This window comes from uncultured Ruegeria sp., assembly GCF_947497005.1.
Lineage (GTDB): Bacteria > Pseudomonadota > Alphaproteobacteria > Rhodobacterales > Rhodobacteraceae > Ruegeria.
Genome location: NZ_CANMFF010000022.1, coordinates 1 through 22,152, shown reverse-complemented (window position 1 = coordinate 22,152; position 22,152 = coordinate 1). Strand labels below are relative to the sequence as shown.

The window sequence follows — 22,152 nt, the reverse complement described above, 5'->3', positions numbered from 1 at the left end:
AATCTGCGGGGATGTGCGCTAAATGAGCTTATTTTATCGCTATTTCAAGGGCGGAATCACCTAAAGGGCGGATATTGTGACCGATTCGACTCGGGGGCCCTGTTCTTCCCAGTGGGTTCTGTTCAGCACATGCCCGTCGGCGCGGACCTCGGCGATGGCGGACAGATCGACATCCGCATAAGTCCATCCGGGTTGGTTCAAAAGCCCCTCGGCCAGAACACCGGTGGCTGGAAAGCCCTTGTCGGGCGGGCCAAACACACCACCCGTTCCGGTGTTCATATCCACCGCCTGGGACCAGCCGTTACTTCCGACCAACGAAGCCATTACCGTAACGCATTGATTTTCCAACGATCTTGACATTGCGCCAATCCGCACACGCCAATAACCCGACAACGCTTCGGTACAGGACGGGACAAGGATCAGATCTGCCTCGCTCAGCGCGCGGCCCAGCAATGGGAACTCGCTATCATAACAGATCAACACTCCGATTTTGCCCAATGCAGTGTTGAAAAGTTTCAACGGACCGCCCGGAGCGATATCCCAATCCTCGCGCTCGAACCGGGTCATGATCTGCTTGTCCTGATGATCGCAGCCGCCATCCGGGGCATAGAACGCCGCACGGTTCACCGGGCGGCCCTCGCTGTCAATTACCGGGGCGGAAGCACCCAGAATGTAGGTTTTGTACGCCTTGGCGAGACGGCAATGAAGGTTTTGTACATCCTCCATCTGATCGGATACGGCGTGGATTGAGCGCTCCAGATCGCCTGCAACATCGGTCCCGTCGAGGGTCGACAACTCCATCGCGCCATATTCGGGAAAGACCAGCAACTCGGCCCCCTGCCCTGCGGCCTCGGACACCCAGCGGTTCAGCTTGTCTTCGTACTGCGCCCAACTGTCGAGCCAGTCGAGATTATAAGCGGCGGTTGCGACTTTCATGGCGGCCTATTCCTTTGGGTCTGCTCGGCGCGAGACTAGAAGAGACCGCCGCGAAGTGTACAGGTTAATTCTTCGTTCCTAGGGGAATGACCGGTTTGAGCCCAAAGCGGTCGTGCTTTTTTGGTCAAAAGGAAACGACGAAATAGATTTGGGTTTCAAGACGTTTTGGAAGCAAGCCGATTGCCGAACACTTTGGCTATGTCCTCTCGGTTTTCCTGAGCCCAGTCGTGGACGAGGGCAATTGGCTCAACCATCTTTTCACCCAACGACGTCAGTGAATATTCCACATGTGGCGGGACCACATCATAGACCGTGCGCTTAACTACACCCCAGTCTTCGAGATTGCGCAGGGTTTGCGTTAGCATCTTTTTTGAAATGCCCTGCAAACGCCCGGCCAATTTTCCGGGGCGTTGGGGACCAAGAGAAAGCGTATATATTAACCCTGGCACCCACTTCTCCGACATTAGTTCAAACAACTGACGCGTAGAGCATTTCAGGTCGTATTCTTCTTTGCTTATCGGCTTCATTCCACTTTTTCCATGGTTACCTTAAGGTGCCTACTTGATGTTTTGTAACCAATGTTCAGCTTGTGGACCAGAGATACACTGGCCCTCAAAGGATCAAACCATGCCCGCCTACATGCTGACTTTCCTCCGCGTCGAAGATGCAGAAACACATGCCCGAGACTATCTTCCGAAGGCGCACGCGATTTTGCTCAAGTATGGCGGTAAACCTCTTGCCGTTACTGAGGACTTTGAAGTGATACAAGGAAACCTGCCCAAGGGACGCCTAATCTTGATGGAATTCCCCAGCAAAGAGGCAGCCAAAGACTACTACCTTGGACCGGAACATCGTCCATACAAGGAAATACTCGACAAGGTTGCATCCTGTGATTTAGCTATTTTCGAAGGTGCCACAACGCCAAACTAAACTGTCATTGGGCGCTTCAGCGTCGCTGACGTCAATGTCGGCAAAGTCCGCATAGCAGACATGAAGGCCCTCGGGACTGACTCAATGTTCAATTGAAAACTCCAGATGACCGCTCTGAACCCATGTTGCCCATCGCTACGGTGGCGAATAGTGTCTGCGAGGGCTTTTTGATTTCCCGATAGTATTGAGACAAAGTAATGGTAGGAATGCAGAATGCGGATTTTTCTTCCCATGGCGGTCTCAGCCAGCCTCAGCTTACCTGCTCAGCTATCCGGCGAAAGCTATCCAGCCTCTAGTGCTTTTTTTGGTTTTGAGTTTGTTCTTGTTCCGGTAGCGATTAAATGGGCCTGCGGTGGAGAGTCTTCAAAGGACCTCGCTGCGCTAGATGCGCTTATTGACGCTTTCCCAAGCGACGCGCAGCGTGATGATTTACAACAAATTATCGACCTCCTTCGAACCACAGACCTCGATACTTTGGTGACAACAGAGATTGGGGTTGAGTTGGCAAGGACGCAGTTGCACCAGCTTTGCGAAGCGGCATTGCCGCTCAGCCTTGATTGGATCACACCTGAGGGCAAGAGAGGCAATAAGGAAGATGCTGTCAAGGCTGAGCACTTCGCAGCCTATGAGAATTTTTACTACGTTGTGGAAGGTTTCCATTTGCCTGAGTGAATATCGTACCAGAGCATTCGGCTGTATTGGTTAGACGCCTGCTTTGTCCGCATAGCAGTCCTCTACAAATCCCTGATCCAGAACTGCAACGGCTTCAGAGTCTCCTCCTCCTTACCGATATCCTTCCACGGGAATTGCGCAATCACACCGGTTAAAGGCTGATACCCTCGCGCCTGCCAGAAGGTGTCCAATGGGCGGTAGGTGGCGGGGCGCATCGGGTGGTCGGCGGGGCGCTGAACGCCGCAGAAGGCGCATTTGGTGAAGCCCAGCGCGCGGGCGTGGGCTTCGCGTTCGTCAAAGAATTTGTGGCCGACGCCCTGCCCCCGATATTCCGGCAACAGCACCGATTCCGCGCAATAGAAGATATCGTTCAGATCAAGGCCGGTACCCTCAAAAGCCGCTGCAAAATCTTCGGCGTGATCGATCAGGGGTGCGCCGGTTGACGCGCCGATCAGGTGGTCTTTGTCGAAGGCGCCGACCACAATGGCCTTGTCACTATCGCGGTAGGATTGCAGATATTTGCGCTCATACTTGAGATCGCCGTCAAAAAGATACGGCCAGGCGTGAAATACCTTGATCCGAAGGCGGGCGACATCATCCAGAGCGGCCTCCAGCGCCGCTCCGGTCAGAGGACGGACGGAGGTGACTTCAGCCATTCGAGACCTGTTTGGTCCAGTCCGCCAAGTTGTAATATGTGGTAACGCGGGTGATCTTGCCGTCTTTGAGATCAAAGAACGACCCGGCGGGCAGGCGGTAGGTCTGACCGTATGCGTCAGGCAGGCCCTCGTCTGTCTTCAGATAGGTGCCGTTGACGATGAACTCAGCCGCCGCGCGGGTGCCGCCTTCGGCCTCGAACACAACGATGTCGGTCAGATTCTCTTTGTAACAGCGGTTCATATGAGCGCTGAAAGCCGCGAACTTGTCCTTGCCAGTGCGGATCTGGCCTTCGTTCACGTGATGGGCCACGTCATCGGACAAGCAGGTCAGCATGCCATCTACGTCACCCGCGTTGAAGGCTTCGAAATAGGTTTTGACGGTCTGGTTCATGATCATTCCGTAGGTTCGCCCCAGAGCTCTTTCAGATGCTTGATGATCTGATCGCGGGTCTGGCGGTAGTGATGTAGCTTTTGTTCGCGGGTCTCGCCCATCCCGGTAGGGTCCATAATTGGCCAATAATCGACATCCAGATGAAAAACCCGGGTCAGCTCCAGCGCCAGACGCTGACTGGCAGGCGAAAGCGCCACGATCAGATCAAATGAGCTGAGGTCGTCGCCCCATTCCTGCATCTCGTCAAAAGAGCGAGAGCGATGGCGGGACAGTTCCACACCGACTTCTTGGCAGGCGGCGATACAGAACCCGTCGATTTCCAGATCGTTATGAACGCCTGCCGACTGCACATAGGTGCCCGTGCCATAAAACTTCTTCATCAGCCCTTCGGCCATCGGCGACCGAACCGAGTTGTGGTCGCAACAAAACAGGACCGACTGCGGCAGAGGCTTCACGCGTCAGCTCCCGAAATGCAACACGCAGATCAGCGTGAAGAGGCGTCGGGCGGTGTCAGTATCCACTTCGGCTTTCCCCTCAAGTCGCTCCTGCAATACGCGGCTGCCTTCGTTGTGAATGCCCCGCCGGGCCATGTCGATGGTTTCGATCTGACTGGGCGGCAGCGACTTTACAGCGTCGAAATAGCTTTCGCAGATCTGGAAGTAATCCTTGACCACCTGCCGGAACGGGCCGAGCGACAAATGGAACTCGACAGCCTTTTCGTTGGCCTCTGTTTCGATATCGAAGACCAGCCGTTTGTCACGGATCGACAGCTGCACGTGATACGGCCCATCAGGGATGACACGGTCATCGCGTTTGGGCAGTGCAAAGCTGTTTTCTTCCAGCAGATCATATATGGCAACCTTGCGCTCCTGCTCGATCTCGGGCGTTGGCGGCGGCAGGTTTCGGTCATCCAGTTCGATATGCGAGATGTAGGTCATCTTTACGGTCACAATCCTTACGTCAGCACAGACCTATAACAACGAATTTCGTTGGGCAACGTACAGAAGCGCCATAAGGTCTGGGTCTTTGCATCAATTCAGCCGTTCAGCCGTTTTAAGCGTGCGGTTACCGACAATCCATGCGCCTCGAGGCTTTCGGATTGCGCCAGTTGTTCGGCGGCGGGGCCGATGGCGCGCAGGGCTTCGGGCGTCATCTGGCTGAGCGTGGTGCGTTTGAAAAAGTCCATTACACTGAGCCCCGAAGAAAACCGTGCGGAACGTGCGGTCGGCAGTACGTGGTTGGGGCCGCCGACATAGTCGCCGATGGCTTCGGGCGTGTATTGGCCCAGAAAGATCGCCCCAGCGTGGATGGTTTTAGCGCTGAGTGCTGCAGGGTCGGCGACGCAAAGCTCCAGATGTTCGGGGGCGATACGGTTCGACAGCGTCGCTGCCTCGTCCAGATTGCGCACGGTGATGATGGCGCCGAAGTCGCGCCAGCTGGCCCCGGCGATGGCACGGCGTTGCAGGGTTTCAAGCCGTTTCTCGACGGCCTGTGCAACAGATTGGCCAAATTCAGCATCATCGGTGATCAGGATCGATTGCGCGCTTTCGTCATGTTCGGCCTGGCTGAGCAGGTCCAGCGCAATCCAGTCGGGGTCATTATCTTTGTCCGCGATGACCAGAATTTCCGAAGGGCCCGCGATCATGTCGATGCCAACCTTGCCGAATACGCGCCGTTTGGCAGCAGCCACAAAGGCATTGCCCGGACCGGTGATCTTGTCGACCGGCGCGATGGTGTCGGTGCCATAGGCCAGCGCCGCCACGGCCTGCGCTCCGCCGATGCGATAAACTTCGTCCACGCCCGACAATTGTGCCGCCAGCAGCACCAGCGGGTTCACCTTCCCGTCCGGCGTGGGCACGACGATAGCCAGCCGTTCCACGCCCGCCACTTTTGCCGGGATAGCATTCATCAGGACCGACGACGGGTAAGAGGCCAGCCCACCCGGCACATAAAGCCCCGCGGCAGAGACCGCAGACCAGCGCCAGCCTAAGGTCGCTCCGGCCTCGTCCGTCCAACTGTGATCTGAAGGCAGCTGTTTTTCGTGATAGGCCCGGATGCGAATGGCGGCCAGTTCCAGCGCGACTCGGTCTGCAGTCGAAACCTGCGTCACCGCATCCTCGATTTCTTGTGCACTAAAGGCCAGCGTTGCAGGTGTCAGGTCCAGCCGGTCGAATTTCGCAGTCAGTTCGATGACCGCCGCGTCGCCCCGGTTGCGCACGTCGTCGATGATCTGCGCCACGACCGCGTCTACATCCGGGCTGTCCTCGCGCTTGGCCGAGAGCAAGGTCTGAAAAGCGGCTTCAAAATCGGAAGACGTGATATCTAGGAAGACGGGCATGATCTGGCACTCCGGGCGTTGCGCCACGGGACATATCGCCCGTGGGGCGCGGCCTCAACCCTCAGTCCCCGGGGTGCAACGATTTGCGCATGGGGAATTGCGGAATTCCGTTCCAGTCGCCTGGTGTGTTCTCGGGTTGCCAGCAGTGATTCAAATAGAACTCCCGCGCGGTCCGGGTAGCATCCAGATGTGCCTCGGTGCAGCCGCATTCGGTCAGTTGCCGCTCCAGCCGGTTGAGCAGCGCGGCGCCCATACCGAAACCTGTGTGATCCGGGTCGACATACAACAAGGTTATCTTCCCCGTCTCAAACAAGCCTCCTGCAGCAGCCACCTGCCCATGCCGTTCGGCCAGCCAGATCTGAGACCCCGGCCTGAACCAGCCCCGGATGGTGGCCGGGTCCTTGTTTGCGGTCCATTGCTTCAGATGTTCCGGATCATTGTTGTGATCGGCCACGCAAAGCTGCGTGATCGACCGGATCAGAACCCGGCTGAGGTCAAACACGTCAAACACGGTAGCAGGGCGCAGCGCGACGCCTTCGGGCGATTTGTAGAACGCCTGAGAAATACCCCGCTTATTCTGCATCTATTCGGGGTGATGCGGGGCCTGACCGGATGGAGCCTGATAGGGGCGTGTGACGTCTTTGAGCGTGACATCCAGCGCCTCGACCTTCAGGCGGATCGCGCCATCGCCCGCCAGGGTCAGCAAGACCTGGCCCGCGCCATCCGCGCCCGGTTCGAAATCGATCGACAGCAAGGACATAACCATGTCTTTCTCGCTGCGGTCAATGCCCTGACTGGCCACCGACAGAACTGAATCGAAGACCAACACCGACTGCACCCGTTCAAACGGGCGATCACGGCGGGCAGCGGCGTCTTTGTCTTCCCAGCGAAAGCGGTTCAGCAACAGGCCAAAGCGGCGCTGCGATGGTTGCCATTTCATTTCGGTCACCGGAAAGACCGCATCCTGCGCCAGGGTCGAGATGACCTGCAGGTCATCTGCATCCTCGGCCCCCAGATTCAGCGGGGCTTCGCGCCCGTCTTCAAAACTTGCGTCTGTCATTCGCCCTTGATCCGTTCAATCTTTGCACCCACGCCTTCCAGCTTGCGCACCACATGCTCATATCCGCGATCCAGATGATAGACCCGACTGACCGTCGTTTCACCCTCTGCCGCCAGTCCCGCCAAAATCAACGAGACCGAGGCGCGCAGATCTGTCGCCATCACCGGCGCACCTTTCAGGCGTTCGACGCCTGTCACGGTCGCGGTACCGCCATGTACCTCGATATTCGCGCCCATGCGAACAAGTTCCGGAGCATGCATGAAACGGTTCTCGAAAATGCGCTCCTCAAGTACCGAAGTGCCCTCGGCCGTACACATCAGCGCCATCATCTGCGCCTGCAGGTCGGTCGGGAAGCCCGGGAACGGCTCAGTCACCACATCCACGGCCCGCACCCGGCCATTTTTGCGGGCCACTTTCAGGCCCTTTTCGGTTTCAGCAACGCTGACCCCTGCGGCGTCCAGCTTGGCCGCGAAAGAATCGACCAGCGACATGCGCCCACCCAGCAGTTCGACCTCACCACCACACATCGCAGGGGCCAGCATATAGGTGCCCAGCTCAATCCGGTCAGTGACAACCTGATGGGTTGCACCGTGCAAACGATCGACGCCCTGAATCTCGATTGTCGGGGTCCCCTCGCCCGAAATCTGTGCGCCCATCTTGCGCAAGCATTCGACCAGATCGACGATCTCGGGTTCGCGCGCGGCGTTCTTCAGAACCGTGGTGCCTTTGGCCAGCGTGGCGGCCATGACGATATTCTCGGTCGCACCGACAGACGCAAAGCGCATCTCATGTACTGCGCCTTTCAGACCGCCCCGAGCCTTGGCGTGCAGATAACCATCCTTAAGCTCGATCTCGGCACCCAGCGCCTCGAGCCCCTCGACATGCAAATCCATCGGACGCGCGCCAATCGCGCAACCACCGGGCAGCGACACAACGGCCTGCCCGAACCGCGCCAGCAAAGGGCCCAAAACGAGGTTTGACGCACGCATTTTGCGCACAATGTCATAGTCTGCAGTGTGACTGGTCAGGTTGTGACTCGACATTGCGATCACCTGACCGTCTTGCAGCGACGACACCTCGGCCCCCAGCGATTGCAGCAAAGCCGTCATCGTCTTGATGTCGCTGAGGCGTGGCGCGTTGGTCAGCGTCAGCGGTTCTTCGCTCAGCAAGGTCGCGGGCATCAGCGTCAGACACGCGTTCTTGGCCCCCGCAATCGGTATCTGACCGTTCAGCGGGCCGTTGCCCATCACCAGAATCGAATCCATCTGCTCTTATCCCTCATCCTTGTCGGCATTACCCCCGGATGCCGCCCGCGCCTTGGCCTGCGCCTTGCGCCGCGCCATATTCGCCTTCAGCGCCGCCTTCAGCCGCTGTTCGCGCGCATCCCCGGGTTTGCCTTGTTTTTTGGGTGAATTTTTATCCGTCATGGTCTTTCTCTACAGGAGGCGAAAAAAACCGTCCAGACACCCTTGCGCCGCGTTTCGTTTGAGTCTAATCACCCGCCCACAGCGCTGCTGTAGCTCAGAGGTAGAGCACTCCCTTGGTAAGGGAGAGGTCGAGAGTTCAATTCTCTCCAGCAGCACCAAAATTTCCCTAACAATTACAGCGCTTTAGAGATAATATCGGCGAGCACATTTGCCGATATATTGGCTTGGGTCCTCGCAGGGTTCCCGTTACCCTCTCATTTATGCTGCGACACCGCTTTCAACACCCGACGCCGAGCCAACTCGCCTGCAGCAACCTGATCGTCATTCGCGTGTAGCTGCCACAGCAATTCTTCCTCGCTAAGCACCAAATAAGCGTTTCGCAGTAGTACATGAGCCAAAAACCTAGTCTCGCAACAGCACTTCCACCAGCCCATCTAGATGACGCTTGGCCGCTCGCCACTCGCCTGCGTAGGTGTCAATGATCGCCCAAAAATCAGAACTGTGATCATGGTGTTTCAAGTGCGCCATTTCATGGACGAGGACATAGTCAATGCACTGGCGTGGGGCCTTAATCAGATGCGGGTTCAGAATGATCTCGCCCTTGGGGGTGCAACTTCCCCATTGGCGTGACATTTCCAGAAACCGAAATGGCGGCTCTTTTTCAACCCATGGCAACGATGGGACCATGAGCTTGAGCCGACGGGCAATATAATCACGCCCTTTGACACGGTACCATGCGCGAACACGGGCGCGTATTTTGGGTTGATCTCTGGTCTTAGCTACGACCTCCAAACGGTTTCCCTTGAGGCGAACTGTTTCCAGCCCACCCTCAGCATCAATAACCTTGAGCACATATCTACGGCCCAGATAGAAGATTTGTTCGCCTGACACGTATTCTCGTGGTCGCAGGTGGGCATAGAGGAGGATTGAGCATGGCTCACACGTTCAGTGTCCTGAAGCATCAAGAGCGGGAAGCCCTGATCAACTTCATCATCAAACTGACGATGGAGTGAGGGGCATTACGGGACGTTTCGATGGCATCAGCAAGAGTTCGGTTCACAGGTTCCGCCAGTTCTATCTATCCGAGAGCGAGGAGGTGCTGGCCATCGAAACGCAGGAAAGTGCCAAGAGAGCATTGTCCGATGCTGACATGTTAATGCAGGCAGCAACCAAAGGGGCAATGGCTGAAGGTGAAAGGTCTGCTTTAGGCTTGATGCAGACATTCGCTGCGACTTGCTTGAGCGACCGCAGGGCGGACTCACCGGACATTTGTTGTCGAGCCTTTGCTCACGCAGAAAATGCTCGCGCTTGCGGCGTGCTATTTGTTGCCTCGCAGGGGGTTTCCCCAGACCAGACGTTCATTCTCTACAAAACAGGTGGATATCAAGCTGTGTTTTCGCCGCAACCGGGATCAATCATCGAGACTCGGGATAAGCGATAGTTCAAACTGGATGCCTTAATGTCCGTTTTCGAGGGCGCAACAGCGCATAGATGTCGCTATTTCTGTTGAGCGCTGTTATTTGTCGTGGTCGTATTTCGCATGCAAAATTGCTGGTACAAAGAACGCCAACGCAACCATGGCTTTTCGTCAACGAACGTTGAACTCTGATAGAACCTGTCTGGTAGTGGGTGTTGGCTTATCCTTACGCTGTATAGACTATAAGGTCTAGTTTCTATCCGCCGCGAGCTTAGCGACAAGTTCTGCAAACACAACGCTTTCTGCAAGTACTTCTGCGATATCCTGCGCTTCAATCGACTCAATGTTTCCTGTCAGTTCAGAGCTGTATTCGTTAGCTATGATCTGTGCGACATGCGCCGCAAGCGCGCTACTTCCGGCAAGCGATCCACCGTGTTCGGTCCACATGGCATCAAGCAATGCCGCTTTACGATCACCTTCGAGCAACGTGTCAGCAATTTTGACCGGATGCGCCAAATTGTCGATCTTGTCACTAAGCGTCTGAACCCCTTGCGCATGTAAGGTCTCCATCGCTGTGAGCTGGTTGCGAGTTGCGTCAAGGGATTCCTGCAAATCGGTGCGAAGCACCCGCTCGCTTTCAAGCCCCTGCTCGAGACCGCCCACACGATTTTGCAAGGCGAAGGCAAAAACACCGACGCCCGCTGCCACCGCCAGAGTAAACCAGAATTTGTAGTCAGCCATCTAATTCTCCTTTTACGAAGTTTCTTTGTTTGAAATTATTGCGAGTAGCAGGTCCTTGCGATGTTCGTTCGGCAGCCCTTGAAGCAGGTCCTGCGCCAAATCCATTTCGGCCAGATCACGGGCATTTTTCCGGATGAGCGCTACCGCCGCCGCGACATCAAGTCCGAGAAGTGTCGAAAACGCCGCAAGCGCCGTTGGGTCGGAGCGGTAGATGATCACAAGGATGACGAGGGAGACCGCGACACCAACCAGAATGAAGCTGACCGTGTTCAACCAAAGCCGCGCCGCCGCGCGCCCGGTTTCAAATGGAGCTAAAAGGTTCGCGCGGTCGCCGCCCATGTCGTTGGTCTTCAGCCCGTCGAGGGCTTTCTGCGCGGCGCGGCCGATTGGAGTGTCAATGGAATGCATGTTCGCGGAGTCCTCTTTCAAAGATTTCGAAAACACTCGCCCGTTCATCGCAATAAGCGAACGGGCTAAGCTGGGCCCGAAGCAACATCTCGCGCACTTCAGGTAAAACGCGAAACGGATCCTTCGCGGTTTGATTAGTGATAATCAACCGGTCGTCGCGGCCTTCTTTCAGCGCCAGAGCAAGGTACTCCGAGTGGCAAATCACAAGCTCACAAACGCCACTCCAGGCTTCGTCAAGTTGTAACGCAACGTCCTCGGCCTTGTGAAAGCCGTCGCGTAGTTCAAGGCAGTTTCCCGGCACAACGTGATCCGGCGCCGCATCTTCCAGAGCGGTACGACGAGTAATCGCAAGACTTGGAGTCTGATGCACCCAGTCGGAGAGTGCATCTGCCAGATAAGCAAGGTCTTCAAGGTGGTCAGAATAACGGTGCACCCGTAAAAAAGTGCCGACCTCTGGCAGGGTGTCTTCGATCCTCTTCAGCATCCCCAACCGCAAGTCGTTCTCCGCAACACCGGGCCCGCGCCAGTGGGCAAGAACCAACAGAACTTTCGCACCCGTCGCCGTAGCCTTGTAGATGTCCTCGCTTCTGGCATCTGTCGTGACATAGGCAAAGCGGGAGGGATCCAACCCTTCAAACAGACGCGTGACAAGCTCCGCAACCTGCGCACGGGCACCGCCCCACGCGGCCTCCAAGCTGTCATCTCGCCTTCCAGCGAGGCCGGTCGCGGCATAATCCCCGCGAACTGCACGAACGTCACGATGCGATCGCGCCGCAATGTCGGCGCGAAAATCGTCTAGCGTCAGGGGAACAGCAGTAAGTATCGCGATGTCACCAAGCCCGCGTGTCCAGTCGAGTGAAGTATTAGCCATTGGCCTTGTCCAAGGGCGCAGATGGGTAAAGGTTTGTCACTACAAACGAATCCGGAACCGACTGAATCCTGATTTGCAGCTCCACCTCGCCCGCTTTGTACTGTTTCAGAAATTCTTCTCTGTTTGTGGTGATGAGGTCTCCGATCTGTTCAGAATTCTTAATCTTTACGGTATCGAGCGCCGACTTTGCCGCAGCATCCAACTTTGCCGCATCCTCCACCGTGGCCTGTCGACCGAAAATCGCGCGGTAAACCAGTGTCATGCGCGACGGCTGATTGGCCACGTTGAGTTCAATGCTGTTAATCACCCGGTTGCCGTCAAGCTGGGCGCTTTTAATGACGGCACCATTCCAATCGATTTTCTTGCGCTTAAAAAACAAACCCAGACGGATGGGATCTCCCTCACGAAGCGTCAGCATGCGACCGAAGATCCCGCCCCCACCGTCAGGGCGGGGGCCGTCCGGGAACAGGTATTTTGCCACACCACCACCCGGCGGCGGCTTGCCGGATCCACCGCCTTCAAGCGCTGTCCGCGCACCGGCTTCCAAATGATCCTTTATTGAAAGGATCTTTGTGTTCGCCTTAGCCTCTGCGGTCGAAATCCCCTCGGTGACAATCCGAATGGGACCGTCACCGCGCGCGGACGTCGCCTTGGCCGTGGACAGTTCATGCACCTTGCTCAGGGCTGCCGACGGGGAATGCGTTTGGTACACAATCGGCGGATTGCCTGAGCTATCGTAGACGAGCACCTGCCGACCGTTACGCGCCATGACAACGTCGGCGTTTTGCGCCCGCGCCAGGCTAGTTAGCTCGACCATCTTCGCTGCCTCCGGTTCGACTTTCACTGCGTCAACAAAGAAATGTGTGTCGCCTTCGAACCGACGCGCGCCGCGTCCAGGCGTGGCGACCGCATTTCGCTGTAGCGTCGCTGCGGTAAATGGCTTTGGTGGAACCGCAGCGCGTGCCGTCAGAGAAGCTAGGTCGGTCTCGAACTTTTTCTGGAATCGAGGCGAGCCTTGCATGTAAGCAGTCCGCCTGCGCTCGAACTCGCGTGCGATCTCAGCCTTATGCGCTTTGCCCGCCTCGGACACGCGAACAACGTTGCCGCTCGGGTCGATTTTGACCTCACCTGACTTTAGGCTCCTGTCCACCACTACATCAACCGTGCGGCCGTTGAGGTTGTGGCCTCCGACACCGTCCCAGTCGCTCCAGGGAACAGAAATAACGACAGATGGCGTGATGTAGACGCTTTCCGTGCTGACCGGCAGCCTATTCTGGATTGTGACGACAGCGGCTTCGCAGCTACCGGACAGTTTCAGAGCGTCCCGAAGTTCGCGGTTGGACTGCAAGTCTCTAAACCGTCGCATAAAGTCGTCTCGCAAAGCGGCGCGCATCTCAAAGGCATTGAACATCGCCGTAAGCTCTGCGTCCCGGGCAGTGAGGCGTGCGAATTCAGCATCCAGCTCGCCGCACCCAGTCGCGAGAAGTGGAGCGTTCTGGCATTGATCGACACGATTATTGTAGGTGTCAGCGTCTGCACTGAAGATCGCGCCTGCTTCGTAGTATGCATCTTCTTCCGCCATCAGCGCGCCAAAGCGCGCTTCTAGGAATTGTCGCACATCGACAAGTGCCATTGCGACATCGTCAAATTCTTCCCGCGAGAAGGGCTCCAATGCGTCCTTTGCATTTTGACGCAGATCGTCGAAATCGTCAGAGGTCGCGGCCTGAACATAATGTTCCAAATCGCAACCTTGTGCGGCGGTCTGGGCCAAGGGCTCATTGAACTCCGACACTTCCACGAGTGCCGCCTTGGTCAATTCGACAAGCCCGGACCATCGCGCCTCGTACTGCGCGGGATCGACCATTGGTTCGGATCGCGCAGCCGTAAGCGGATAGCGCTGGAACATTTGGTGAATGGCCGCGTACTGGGCGACGCGGGTGAGCATGGCATCGCGGTGTCCGGCGAAAAACGCGAAATAACGATCTTCGGCGGCGCGAATATCGTCAGCAGCATCCGATGCTTCGTCTCCGGCGACATCGGGGATGTAAGACACGGGAAGAGCACCGGTTTTCGGCATTGTCATGATAAACAAGCCTTCATGTTCAGCCCAAAAGGCCGAGCCGGCGGTGTTCCAATTGAAGGTTAACTCCTTGATCGGGTTGCCTGCGTCTTCGAGCGCATTCCACAGACCGAGCGGGTCGGGAAATTCGGCAGGAGGCAAGTAGGGAAAATTCGCGTATTCAATATCTCCTGCCATCGACCAACTTTTCAGCATTTGGTCGGTGATGTTTAGAATGTGCCCGTACTCAGTGTGGGTCAATTCCTGACTGAGCAGTATTGGTGCCCAATCGGCCCCCCACGAATATCCACGAATAAGTTTTTGCAGTTGGCTGTCCAAAAAATCGACATTCCGTGTGACCACTGGCGTGACTGCGCGCCCTGCAAACGGCATGTTGCGCTCATAGCTTTGCGCTAGATCCTTGCTACGGTTTGCGGCGAGCGTCAGAAATGTGTCTATGCGTAGCGGCGGCGCGTTCGTGAGCGGCTCATCGCGCTCTCGCCCGACGATACCAAGACGCGTCGGCGTTTCGCGGTCGTCGACGATGCCCCCAAGGATGAGATCGGTGTCGATCAGGAACTTGCGCAGCTGCACCACTTGATCGTTGAGTGGCAAACCACGGTCGATGATGAGTAACATCAATCCCGGCTCAACCGAGCGATAAACGCTGGCTTTTCTTTTCAATAACTCGCCTGCCGTCGCAGTTTGGGAAGACAGTGTAGGCTCGCCGTCCAGAGGTTCGAAGGCCTGCGCCTGGTCTACGAGCCAAGTCCCGATATCCCGCGGCCCCACAGAAAGGTTTGGTGCAGCAACCCGCCGCACAGGTCCAATCTTTGATGACCAAGACCCGGGTCTGAAGGCTTTATAGTTTGCTTTATAGTCAGTGCCGTAAAACAACATGTTCAACCGAGCAACGACATCAGCGAGGTTAGCTTCATCTAGCATTTCAAAGGTCAGAAGAATGTCTTTGACAGCGCCGTCCACACCAATACGCTGCTTGAACGTATGGATTGACTTCAATTTCTCTGGAAATTCCTTTGAAAATATCGTCTCGCGTGCGACGAAGACTTTTGACGGCGGTTCCGTGAGGATGACGAATGTCTCATTTTGCGCGGGTTCATGAACAACGACGATCGACTGATCCATAAGTGGGGATTGTGATCGGTAGTCAGTCCATGCTCGCTGCTGTCCTTCCGCGAAAGCAAAAGTGGGGAAAATCGCTAAAATAGCGATCAATAAACGCATGATAGCCTCCGAAAATCAATAAATTAAACTAGCTAAGATTAGCACGAAATTTGATTCGTAGAAAATTCCAGTCCAACTAGTCGCATGCAGTGTCGAATTCACTGAATATTCACGTTTTTTTGGAGTTGGGTTATGTGGTTCGACCTTCTCACGCGGAATTTGCTTGCCGATTGGCCAGTGAGTGGTTTGAGAAGGTATGATAGCAGTGGCCAATTTGGCCACTACAGCGCGCGCGCTGCCAGCGAAGGTCTAAATTTTGCTTTCGACGACTTTCGCTGCGGACGCGAAGCGCCAATACCGGGCCGAGTAGACTAGCGCAGCGAAATTACGGTTTGTCCTCAGAAAGGTGAATTGACGTTAGAATTTTCACTGCTCCGTGGTAAAATGGCAGAAATCTTCGCCGCGCCGCGGCTTAGTTTTTGATGACAGCGCAGCAAATTTCCATTGTTTCGCTCATGCAGCAAAAAATCGATAGATCAGCTCTGGGCTCAATATTGCCGTTCTCTGCGGTTTGCATGGTTGGCGGGTCGCAGCCCTTAACTGACCTTCGGTGGCGTTGATTTTCAGGGAATATTTATCACCCATGTTTGAGAAAAATCGGGATGATGACTTCTTCTTCGTCCCAAATGTGGCGGTTGAGGATATTGTTGAGAGCCAGGCTGCCCTTGTGCAGATCCGCTAGACTGTCTCGGCAAACGCTCGTTTCATTGAGCTCATCGAGAGCCTGTTGCGTCTCATCCAGCGCCGCATCCAGCACTTTGTGGTCGCCGTCCAATAGCTTCAGTCCGTGATCAAGCTGAGGATACCCTCGCGCTTTGTCACGGTCCTGCAGCACTCCTCGCTGCCAAAAGTGACGCCGGGTTTCTGTACGACGGCTATAAAATCACTGTGTTCCCAGATGCTGTTGACAAGCAAACGCCGATGATCGGTTATTTGCCTGGGCCGATGCCGTGGTGGGTATGCGAGAAACTGAACGCGCTTGGCGTGGAAACCATCAACAAAAAGGCCGACAATTCGGTTCATGTTGACCGCCGCCTAGTGACAGGCGCAAGCCCAAAGGCCGCCAATGATTTCGGAAGGCTAGCAGCGCAAACTTTGCTAAAGACAGTCCGCTAAATCTAACAGCGATCGAATGGTAATTTCCAGCCGTTCGATCGTTGTGCAGCATCTGTGTGTTTGGGCTCAGATCCGCCATTCGCTGCATGGTGCATCAATGACTGCAGCGCGGACATTTCGGATATTTGAATACGCTATCTCAGCCTGGCTCCAATCTAAACTTTGGAGGCCCATTCGGATACGACGGCCCACCCCAACGCGTTGGTGCCGCAACAGCTAACTGCCGAGGCTTGTCCCGCAGCAGATGTCGTGCACGACTGAGCTACTGGTGAAGCGCAACACGAGCATCCAGCAAGCATGCCTTTCGTTGCGATGCCTGATACGTCAGCAAGCGCGTACAGCGGCTTTTTTGGCGGATTTATTGTATCCCGTGGCGGCGATAATGAAGCGCGGTCGAGATCGAAGTAATCTGACACGGGAGATAATTCACCTTCAAGGATAGTCCCCCAGACACCAATGTCTTTTATCTTGTCAGCTTCCACTTCGAATGGGTCTTCTTCAAGGATGGTGAAGTTCGCCAACTTGCCGGGAGCGATGGAGCCAATTTCATCCTCCAATCGAAGGGATTGGGCAGCGTCAATGGTCACAGCCCGCAGAGCGTCTTCGACCACCAAGCGGTGTTCCGGGCCAGCGACGCGGCCTGAGAGTGTTGTTCGGTTTACCCCTGCCCAAACAAGGAATAGCGGTTCACCGGGAGCCATTGGTACGTCGGAATGAAATGAGATCGGAATGCCGTTAGCCTTAATTGGCCCGAGGGGCACGATGTCATCTGCACGTTCTGGACCAAGTCCAAGCTCGCTATATCGATCTGACAGCGCCGTTACGTAATATGGATTTCCGCTGACGATGCAGCCCAGCTCAGCGATCCGCTTTGCTTGATCTTCTCTCGCATAACCAAAGTGAACCAATGTCGTGCGGTGATCGGCTCGCGGCATCCGGCGCATGTTTCGCTCAACAGCGTCCAAGATCAAGTCCACGGCAAGGTCGCCGGTCTGGTGAACATGTATTTGGTAACCTGCATCCCAGTATGCATCGAATACGGGATTGAACTCGTCCGGTTGCATGATCCACTCGCCGTGAAAATCGCCGCCCACATAAGGCTCCGAGACCTGCATGGCCAAACTGTAAACAGCGCCATCGGCGAAGAGTTTAACCTGTTTCGGTATGAAAGCCGTCTTGCCTTCACCCCAATCCAGCAGCTTTTCGGTCTCCTCAATCATCGAACCACTTTGAAAGTGCATCGCAGCCAGTGATTTGCCGTCGGCTATGAAGTATGTCCTAAGCGGCGCGTCTGGCCCGGAAAAGACGGCGTTCGTTGCTTCTTGAAGAGGTCGAGACAATACGCCTCCCGGTTCAGCGGCAACAGTAACACCGGCACGGTGCATGTACTCTCGCGCCAGCCTAAGACCGGCGCCCAAACGTTCCGGTGTTGAGAGCACTGGAGCGACAGCGGGAAGAACGGCGAACATTCCTGCCTCGAAGAAATAACCGTCTTCGAAACTCGACTGCTCGCGGGCGAGGCCATCAAAACCATCGACGTACTCTTGTGTGACGCCCAGCATCTCCAACGCGGGCGTGTTCAAGATAAGCTCGTGCGCCGACCGGTGAACAATAATGATTGGACGCGTCCTGCTAATCTTGTCGAGTTGTGTACGCCTGATTTCTCCATGAAAGAAGTGGTGGTACCCCCATGTGAGCAGCAAGGCGTCAGGATCGTCCATAGCCGCTTCGGCAGCTTCTAACCGCGATCGATAGTCCTCCGCGTCCTTTGCCGCCTCCGAAAAGCCAGTCGGAATGTTCCAATCCTCGATCGATATGATCTCGGAGGTCAGGGTCAATCCGGCGAGGAAAGGATGCACATGCTGATCGATCAAACCAGCAATAATAACTTTCTCGGAGAACCGATCGTCCAACCGAAAGGGCTGCGAGCCGATGCGATCAACGAGTTCGTCGCGCGAACCGGCGGCCAGAATACGGTCTCCGACCACGGCAACAGCGTTTATTGCCGGGTCGTTGTCCTCCATGGTGATTACGCGCTGCGCTGAGTAGACAGTGATCTCGGGCAGTGTTTGGAGCTGGCTTCCAAAATCCTGCAATGACGAGGCCGCTTGAGTAGACGCGGCATTGGAAATCGCGATTATCGACGCGCTGCCAAGGATAGTCATTGCAGTGCGGCGAGTAACATTCAGTTTGGTCATAGCTTTTCAATGCTCTGTTAGGCGAAATTTATCTGAGCCTAGCATCGCGATGATCTCAGGTGGAAAAGAAAATTGGTGCCGGCCTTGGATTGAGCGCCTAGTTTTCCAAACAATATGAGTCACCGATTTGACGACTGAATCCGACCGCTTTGGGCTCTGAGCCGGCTTTCGAGCATTCTTCAAAGATGGCAGCTTTGTCGCGTTAAGCGGCCATTGGTAAACTTAGTAGTCGTCGGCTGCAGTATTTTTGGTCGCCGTTGTTACGAGCCATGTTCTTTAAAGTTTGCTATGGCTGAAGACAGCAATCGGCTTGCTTCATAGAGTTCTCGCCTTGCGGACATTAATTTAGGGGGAAGCGCACCAATCTGCTCCGAATGCCGAATGGCGACTGCCAGTCTCGCTTCAGCATCTCGAGCGGCTTTCAGCGAGGCCGTAACTGCCGCAAAGTCAGACATGGATTTGTCCGTTCCATTCGTTCGCCTGATATTCAAGCTTGCGAGACAGATCATTCATCTGACACCATATCCAACTTCGGTTAGTTTTGCTGATCAGTCTCACGTAAGCGGCCCCATTTCGGCACTAGGGAGTTGTTCACTGTCAGTGGTCCGCTGCGGGTTCGCTGCAGCTTCTCCACCTGAGCACGAAACACAGAAAGTTCCTCTATGCTTTTCAACTGCACGTGTCGTCCCAGCGCTTCCTGCAGCCACTTGGAATCCTGCAAGCTGATTTCACCTTGGGATACGGCCATGGCGATGCGTTCTGAAGTAACGACAATGTCTTCGATGGTATCTAAGCTAATGTCTTCAGTCAGTTGCACATAGTCGGATCGTCCTGGCGGTCGAACCCGGTCGATGAGCCATTGCGCGATGGTGGGATTACCATCTTCCAGTTCGTCAGAAATAATTTCGGCGGCGCGTCCAAGCATCTGTTCAAGACGTTCGCCTGCCAGTTTATATGCCCGCGTGAACGCCCTTCGACCCTCGTGGTCGACCGGGCGACTTTGGCGGTTTGTGCCCTGGCAGGAACTTCCCGTCTGGACCGCGTTTGGGCTTTGGCTCGTCGTGAGTCATTGAACCGTGATTACCGTCATTTTTATGTCAATAATATTGACATAATAACCTGGCCTTGCGTTCTTGTCATCTGTCTTGGGGTTTGACCCGTGGGTTACTGAGTTCAGGAGCGAGGTGTGCCGCTCCGTCGAGTGAGGGACCAAATCGGCTGTTGCACCCCCGGTAAAGAAATCGAGACGTGAGGACGACTTCAAGGCTGTCTGATATCACATGCTCAAGGCTCAGTTCCCCTGAACCTAGGCAGGCGATACACCTTGGATGCTTCCACTCAAGTCTCAAATCTCGTTTCTCAAATTTGGACGTGCGGGGTTCGATTTGCATCGTAACTTTCGCTTCCTCAACGAGATAACAAATTCGGAAGCAAATCAGATCACCAACCGCGGCTATGACGAATCTTGAATACCATTCATACGCGGAATATGTGGGGGTCTATATGGGGCTCTGGCCCCGGTCACCTTTGAAAGGCCCTTTGTTTTAAGGCATTTCATGTGGGATTTTGGTAGCGGAGGAGGCTACCAAACCGGGTTCTCGCCATTTCTCTAATTGTCTCAATTTCTCTTGTAATATTGATACGTTCGTTCTCATACGTTATCAAGTGTTATCACCGAGTTTCGCGCTGTCCCACCACTCTTGGCGGGACAAATGGCGGGACAAAAGTTGGTGGGACAGATTGAGGAAGTCAGATGCCCAAGCTCACGGTCAAAAAAGTCAGCAGCCTGCAAGAACCCGGAATGTATGGTGACGGCGAAGGGCTTTACCTTCGCGTTGGCCCAACAGGGGCGAAGTCCTGGATACTGCGTACGGTAGTTCACGGTAGGCGCCGTGAACTCGGTATGGGATCGGCTAACCTTGTCTCACTGTTGGAGGCGCGTGAACAAGCGCGGGAGTTGAGGAAGATCGCGCGTGAGGGTGGCGACCCAGACACGGTTCGCAAGCGTGGTGCGATGACCTTTGAACAGGCCGCGCGCTGGGTCCACAAAGGATTGTTGCCGACTTGGAGCAACGAAAAGCACGCGAAGAAATGGATTGCGTCACTGGAAAATGACGTCTTCCCGGTTTTCGGTGAACGTCCTATTGAAGCGGTTGGATCTGCGGATATTCTCAACGCCCTTTCCCCTATCTGGGCGGAGAAACACGACACCGCTAAACGGATTAAGCAACGGATCGCGTCGGTATTCGATTGGGCCAAGGGTGCCGGTCACTATCCTCACGAGAACCCGGTCAACGGCGTCGCAAAGGCTCTGCCAACGATTAAACAGCGCCCCGAGCATATGGCCTCGCTGCCTTGGCGGAAGCTTCCCGATTTCATGAGAGACCTGAGTGAGCGCGACGGAGTTTCGGCGCGATGTCTGGAATACATCATACTAACCGCAGTCAGATCAGGTGAGGCACGTGGTGCCCGCTGGGGAGAGATCCAAGACGGAATTTGGACCATACCTTCCGAAAGGACAAAACGGCGCCTACCACACCGTGTGCCGCTCTGTGCGGAGGCTTTGACCGTCTTGGAAGCAGTTAAGGGGCTTGACCGTGATTTGGTGTTTCCCAGCGTCCAGCGTGGGAAGGACGGCCGATCAAAACCTATGTCGGATACGGTGTTCAAAGCCTTGATGATCCGGATGAAGCGCGAAGGTTTGACAACCCACGGGTTCCGCTCGACCTTTCGGGATTGGTGCAGCGAAAGCTCGAAGGTGGATCGCGCTGTGGCAGAAGCTGCGTTGCATCACACCTATGGAGATCAGGTTGAGCGTGCATATGCGCGGTCGGACCTGTTTGATAGACGTCGTGCTGTCATGGATGCTTGGGGCGCTTATGCGACCGGCAAGGCGGGGGAAGTTGTTCGAATGGTGCGTGTATGAAACCTGAGGTCCGAGCTATTTTGGAGAAGATTGGATACAATCAAGCGAAGCGCAAAACTGCGTCCTTGTTTTTCGGTTCTGGGTTTAATGAAACCGGTGGCCTAGCATTTTCCAACAAGGCCACAGCTCGCGAGGCGTTGAAAAAGATCGAGGATGTTGAAAAGGCTCTCGCCGAGCTGCCCGAATCTGTGCTTGAGATTTGGGGAAATAACTCCCGCTCGACGGTAGACTGGGACACAAATCGCTGTCCACTTTCGGACGTAATCGATGGTCTGTTGGAAATCAAAAGCCAAGCCGAAACTGCAATTGTCGATCCCTTTGAAAACAAATACGGCAGAAATCACGCGGCCGATGAAATAGCGTACAAAATGGCGGAGATTTATGTTCTTGGAATGGGTAGGGTTCCCGATGGAATGGCTAGAAAAGGGGACGATGGTAAGCCAAGTGGAGACTACACTAAAGCAGTTCAAGCAATGCTCGATGAATTAGGCATTAAGAACGTAGGGGCCCGAAAACCTTGTGAACGCGCTGTTAGAAAACTGATTGAGTCTGGCCGAGCGGAAGCTTTGCTCAAGGCCGATACGGCTAACTTTCCTCTGTTTCAGCCCACCATCAGGAACGTGGATAACAAAGAACACTGAAGCCAAAATAATCTGCGACAAATCTCAGCAATTTTTAACCTAATTGACCTGCCCCCCGAAACTTCCCTCGCTCTGATGTAGAGTTTGCTCAACTTTTCGAAGGAGCAAACGAATGCGAAA

23 protein-coding genes and 1 tRNA gene are annotated in these 22,152 nt (G+C 55.2%); 5 read left to right on the top strand and 19 right to left on the bottom strand.

Going from position 1 to position 22,152, the window contains the following annotated elements; genetic code table 11:
- Positions 1-60: 60 nt before the first annotated feature.
- Positions 61-936: a carbon-nitrogen hydrolase family protein gene (locus Q0816_RS22175; protein ID WP_298854736.1), complete on the bottom strand. Its 876-nt coding sequence runs from the start codon at positions 934-936 to the stop codon at positions 61-63.
- 155 nt (positions 937-1,091) lie between these two features.
- Complete coding sequence (locus tag Q0816_RS22170; protein WP_298854809.1) at positions 1,092-1,400, bottom strand: helix-turn-helix domain-containing protein; 309 nt, start codon at positions 1,398-1,400, stop codon at positions 1,092-1,094.
- 163 nt (positions 1,401-1,563) lie between these two features.
- Here Q0816_RS22170 and Q0816_RS22165 point away from each other — a divergent pair, with 163 nt between their 5' ends.
- Together Q0816_RS22165 and Q0816_RS22160 are read left to right on the top strand one after the other, a co-directional pair.
- A complete protein-coding gene (locus Q0816_RS22165; RefSeq protein ID WP_298854733.1) occupies positions 1,564-1,866 on the top strand; it encodes a DUF1330 domain-containing protein in 303 nt (100 codons plus the stop codon).
- Between the two features lie 213 nt (positions 1,867-2,079).
- Complete coding sequence (locus Q0816_RS22160; RefSeq protein ID WP_298854732.1) at positions 2,080-2,538, top strand: hypothetical protein; 459 nt, start codon at positions 2,080-2,082, stop codon at positions 2,536-2,538.
- Between the two features lie 62 nt (positions 2,539-2,600).
- Here Q0816_RS22160 and Q0816_RS22155 read toward each other — a convergent pair whose 3' ends face one another.
- From Q0816_RS22155 to Q0816_RS22115, 9 genes are all read right to left on the bottom strand, one after another.
- On the bottom strand, positions 2,601-3,194 hold the full coding sequence (locus Q0816_RS22155) for a GNAT family N-acetyltransferase (protein ID WP_298854731.1): 594 nt from the start codon (positions 3,192-3,194) through the stop codon (positions 2,601-2,603).
- On the bottom strand, positions 3,187-3,585 hold the full coding sequence (locus tag Q0816_RS22150; protein ID WP_298854729.1) for a ketosteroid isomerase-related protein: 399 nt from the start codon (positions 3,583-3,585) through the stop codon (positions 3,187-3,189). The genes Q0816_RS22155 and Q0816_RS22150 overlap by 8 nt, the downstream gene beginning before the upstream one ends.
- A gap of 2 nt (positions 3,586-3,587) precedes the next feature.
- Positions 3,588-4,040: a low molecular weight phosphatase family protein gene (locus Q0816_RS22145; protein WP_298854726.1), complete on the bottom strand. Its 453-nt coding sequence runs from the start codon at positions 4,038-4,040 to the stop codon at positions 3,588-3,590.
- 3 nt (positions 4,041-4,043) lie between these two features.
- Positions 4,044-4,523 carry a UPF0262 family protein gene (locus Q0816_RS22140; RefSeq protein ID WP_298854724.1) on the bottom strand — a complete coding sequence of 160 codons (480 nt, stop codon included), beginning with the start codon at positions 4,521-4,523 and terminating at the stop codon, positions 4,044-4,046.
- A gap of 98 nt (positions 4,524-4,621) precedes the next feature.
- Positions 4,622-5,923, bottom strand: a complete 1,302-nt coding sequence (gene hisD / locus Q0816_RS22135; protein WP_298854722.1) for a histidinol dehydrogenase — start codon at positions 5,921-5,923, stop codon at positions 4,622-4,624.
- 61 nt (positions 5,924-5,984) lie between these two features.
- Positions 5,985-6,506, bottom strand: coding sequence for a GNAT family N-acetyltransferase (locus Q0816_RS22130; RefSeq protein WP_298854720.1), 522 nt, complete (start codon positions 6,504-6,506; stop codon positions 5,985-5,987).
- The gene (locus tag Q0816_RS22125; RefSeq protein ID WP_298854718.1) at positions 6,507-6,983 is read right to left on the bottom strand and encodes a DUF2948 family protein; all 477 of its coding nucleotides are present in this window, start codon (positions 6,981-6,983) and stop codon (positions 6,507-6,509) included.
- Positions 6,980-8,248, bottom strand: a complete 1,269-nt coding sequence (gene murA / locus Q0816_RS22120; RefSeq protein WP_298854716.1) for a UDP-N-acetylglucosamine 1-carboxyvinyltransferase — start codon at positions 8,246-8,248, stop codon at positions 6,980-6,982. The genes Q0816_RS22125 and murA overlap by 4 nt, the downstream gene beginning before the upstream one ends.
- A 6-nt stretch (positions 8,249-8,254) precedes the next feature.
- The gene (locus tag Q0816_RS22115; protein ID WP_298854714.1) at positions 8,255-8,410 is read right to left on the bottom strand and encodes a hypothetical protein; all 156 of its coding nucleotides are present in this window, start codon (positions 8,408-8,410) and stop codon (positions 8,255-8,257) included.
- Positions 8,411-8,493: 83 nt separating this feature from the next.
- Here Q0816_RS22115 and Q0816_RS22110 point away from each other — a divergent pair.
- A tRNA-Thr gene (locus Q0816_RS22110) sits at positions 8,494-8,568 on the top strand.
- Positions 8,569-8,812: 244 nt separating this feature from the next.
- On the opposite strand, the gene Q0816_RS22105 is transcribed toward Q0816_RS22110, so the two are convergent.
- From Q0816_RS22105 to Q0816_RS22070, 8 genes are all read right to left on the bottom strand, one after another.
- Positions 8,813-9,319: a M48 family metallopeptidase gene (locus Q0816_RS22105; RefSeq protein ID WP_298854807.1), complete on the bottom strand. Its 507-nt coding sequence runs from the start codon at positions 9,317-9,319 to the stop codon at positions 8,813-8,815.
- Positions 9,320-10,076: 757 nt separating this feature from the next.
- Positions 10,077-10,568, bottom strand: coding sequence for a hypothetical protein (locus tag Q0816_RS22100; protein WP_298854712.1), 492 nt, complete (start codon positions 10,566-10,568; stop codon positions 10,077-10,079).
- A gap of 12 nt (positions 10,569-10,580) precedes the next feature.
- Positions 10,581-10,976, bottom strand: coding sequence for a hypothetical protein (locus tag Q0816_RS22095; RefSeq protein WP_298854710.1), 396 nt, complete (start codon positions 10,974-10,976; stop codon positions 10,581-10,583).
- Positions 10,963-11,847 carry a hypothetical protein gene (locus tag Q0816_RS22090; protein ID WP_298854708.1) on the bottom strand — a complete coding sequence of 295 codons (885 nt, stop codon included), beginning with the start codon at positions 11,845-11,847 and terminating at the stop codon, positions 10,963-10,965. The genes Q0816_RS22095 and Q0816_RS22090 overlap by 14 nt, the downstream gene beginning before the upstream one ends.
- The gene (locus Q0816_RS22085) at positions 11,840-15,151 is read right to left on the bottom strand and encodes a hypothetical protein (protein WP_298854706.1); all 3,312 of its coding nucleotides are present in this window, start codon (positions 15,149-15,151) and stop codon (positions 11,840-11,842) included. The genes Q0816_RS22090 and Q0816_RS22085 overlap by 8 nt, the downstream gene beginning before the upstream one ends.
- Before the next feature lie 577 nt (positions 15,152-15,728).
- The gene (locus Q0816_RS22080; protein WP_298854704.1) at positions 15,729-15,986 is read right to left on the bottom strand and encodes a hypothetical protein; all 258 of its coding nucleotides are present in this window, start codon (positions 15,984-15,986) and stop codon (positions 15,729-15,731) included.
- A 436-nt stretch (positions 15,987-16,422) separates the two neighbouring features.
- Complete coding sequence (locus Q0816_RS22075; RefSeq protein WP_298854702.1) at positions 16,423-18,465, bottom strand: amidohydrolase; 2,043 nt, start codon at positions 18,463-18,465, stop codon at positions 16,423-16,425.
- A 535-nt stretch (positions 18,466-19,000) separates the two neighbouring features.
- On the bottom strand, positions 19,001-19,390 hold the full coding sequence (locus Q0816_RS22070) for a hypothetical protein (protein WP_298854700.1): 390 nt from the start codon (positions 19,388-19,390) through the stop codon (positions 19,001-19,003).
- Positions 19,391-20,218: 828 nt separating this feature from the next.
- Between Q0816_RS22070 and Q0816_RS22065 the strand changes: the two genes are divergently transcribed.
- Positions 20,219-21,391 (top strand): site-specific integrase, encoded by a 1,173-nt coding sequence (locus Q0816_RS22065; protein ID WP_298854698.1) that lies wholly within the window; start codon positions 20,219-20,221, stop codon positions 21,389-21,391.
- Positions 21,388-22,032, top strand: coding sequence for a hypothetical protein (locus tag Q0816_RS22060; RefSeq protein ID WP_298854696.1), 645 nt, complete (start codon positions 21,388-21,390; stop codon positions 22,030-22,032). Before Q0816_RS22065 ends, Q0816_RS22060 begins: the two co-directional genes overlap by 4 nt.
- Positions 22,033-22,152: the final 120 nt, after the last annotated feature.

What these genes read in the sequence shown, in the direction of transcription:
- Q0816_RS22175 (WP_298854736.1), bottom strand. Translation starts at nt 936, where the DNA reads ATGAAAGTCGCAACCGCCGCTTATAATCTCGACTGGCTCGACAGTTGG.
- Q0816_RS22170 (WP_298854809.1), bottom strand. Translation starts at nt 1,400, where the DNA reads ATGTCGGAGAAGTGGGTGCCAGGGTTAATATATACGCTTTCTCTTGGT.
- Q0816_RS22165 (WP_298854733.1), top strand. Translation starts at nt 1,564, where the DNA reads ATGCCCGCCTACATGCTGACTTTCCTCCGCGTCGAAGATGCAGAAACA.
- Q0816_RS22160 (WP_298854732.1), top strand. Translation starts at nt 2,080, where the DNA reads ATGCGGATTTTTCTTCCCATGGCGGTCTCAGCCAGCCTCAGCTTACCT.
- Q0816_RS22155 (WP_298854731.1), bottom strand. Translation starts at nt 3,194, where the DNA reads ATGGCTGAAGTCACCTCCGTCCGTCCTCTGACCGGAGCGGCGCTGGAG.
- Q0816_RS22150 (WP_298854729.1), bottom strand. Translation starts at nt 3,585, where the DNA reads ATGAACCAGACCGTCAAAACCTATTTCGAAGCCTTCAACGCGGGTGAC.
- Q0816_RS22140 (WP_298854724.1), bottom strand. Translation starts at nt 4,523, where the DNA reads ATGACCTACATCTCGCATATCGAACTGGATGACCGAAACCTGCCGCCG.
- hisD (WP_298854722.1), bottom strand. Translation starts at nt 5,923, where the DNA reads ATGCCCGTCTTCCTAGATATCACGTCTTCCGATTTTGAAGCCGCTTTT.
- Q0816_RS22130 (WP_298854720.1), bottom strand. Translation starts at nt 6,506, where the DNA reads ATGCAGAATAAGCGGGGTATTTCTCAGGCGTTCTACAAATCGCCCGAA.
- Q0816_RS22125 (WP_298854718.1), bottom strand. Translation starts at nt 6,983, where the DNA reads ATGACAGACGCAAGTTTTGAAGACGGGCGCGAAGCCCCGCTGAATCTG.
- murA (WP_298854716.1), bottom strand. Translation starts at nt 8,248, where the DNA reads ATGGATTCGATTCTGGTGATGGGCAACGGCCCGCTGAACGGTCAGATA.
- Q0816_RS22115 (WP_298854714.1), bottom strand. Translation starts at nt 8,410, where the DNA reads ATGACGGATAAAAATTCACCCAAAAAACAAGGCAAACCCGGGGATGCG.
- Q0816_RS22100 (WP_298854712.1), bottom strand. Translation starts at nt 10,568, where the DNA reads ATGGCTGACTACAAATTCTGGTTTACTCTGGCGGTGGCAGCGGGCGTC.
- Q0816_RS22095 (WP_298854710.1), bottom strand. Translation starts at nt 10,976, where the DNA reads ATGCATTCCATTGACACTCCAATCGGCCGCGCCGCGCAGAAAGCCCTC.
- Q0816_RS22090 (WP_298854708.1), bottom strand. Translation starts at nt 11,847, where the DNA reads ATGGCTAATACTTCACTCGACTGGACACGCGGGCTTGGTGACATCGCG.
- Q0816_RS22085 (WP_298854706.1), bottom strand. Translation starts at nt 15,151, where the DNA reads ATGCGTTTATTGATCGCTATTTTAGCGATTTTCCCCACTTTTGCTTTC.
- Q0816_RS22075 (WP_298854702.1), bottom strand. Translation starts at nt 18,465, where the DNA reads ATGACCAAACTGAATGTTACTCGCCGCACTGCAATGACTATCCTTGGC.
- Q0816_RS22070 (WP_298854700.1), bottom strand. Translation starts at nt 19,390, where the DNA reads ATGCTTGGACGCGCCGCCGAAATTATTTCTGACGAACTGGAAGATGGT.
- Q0816_RS22065 (WP_298854698.1), top strand. Translation starts at nt 20,219, where the DNA reads ATGCCCAAGCTCACGGTCAAAAAAGTCAGCAGCCTGCAAGAACCCGGA.
- Q0816_RS22060 (WP_298854696.1), top strand. Translation starts at nt 21,388, where the DNA reads ATGAAACCTGAGGTCCGAGCTATTTTGGAGAAGATTGGATACAATCAA.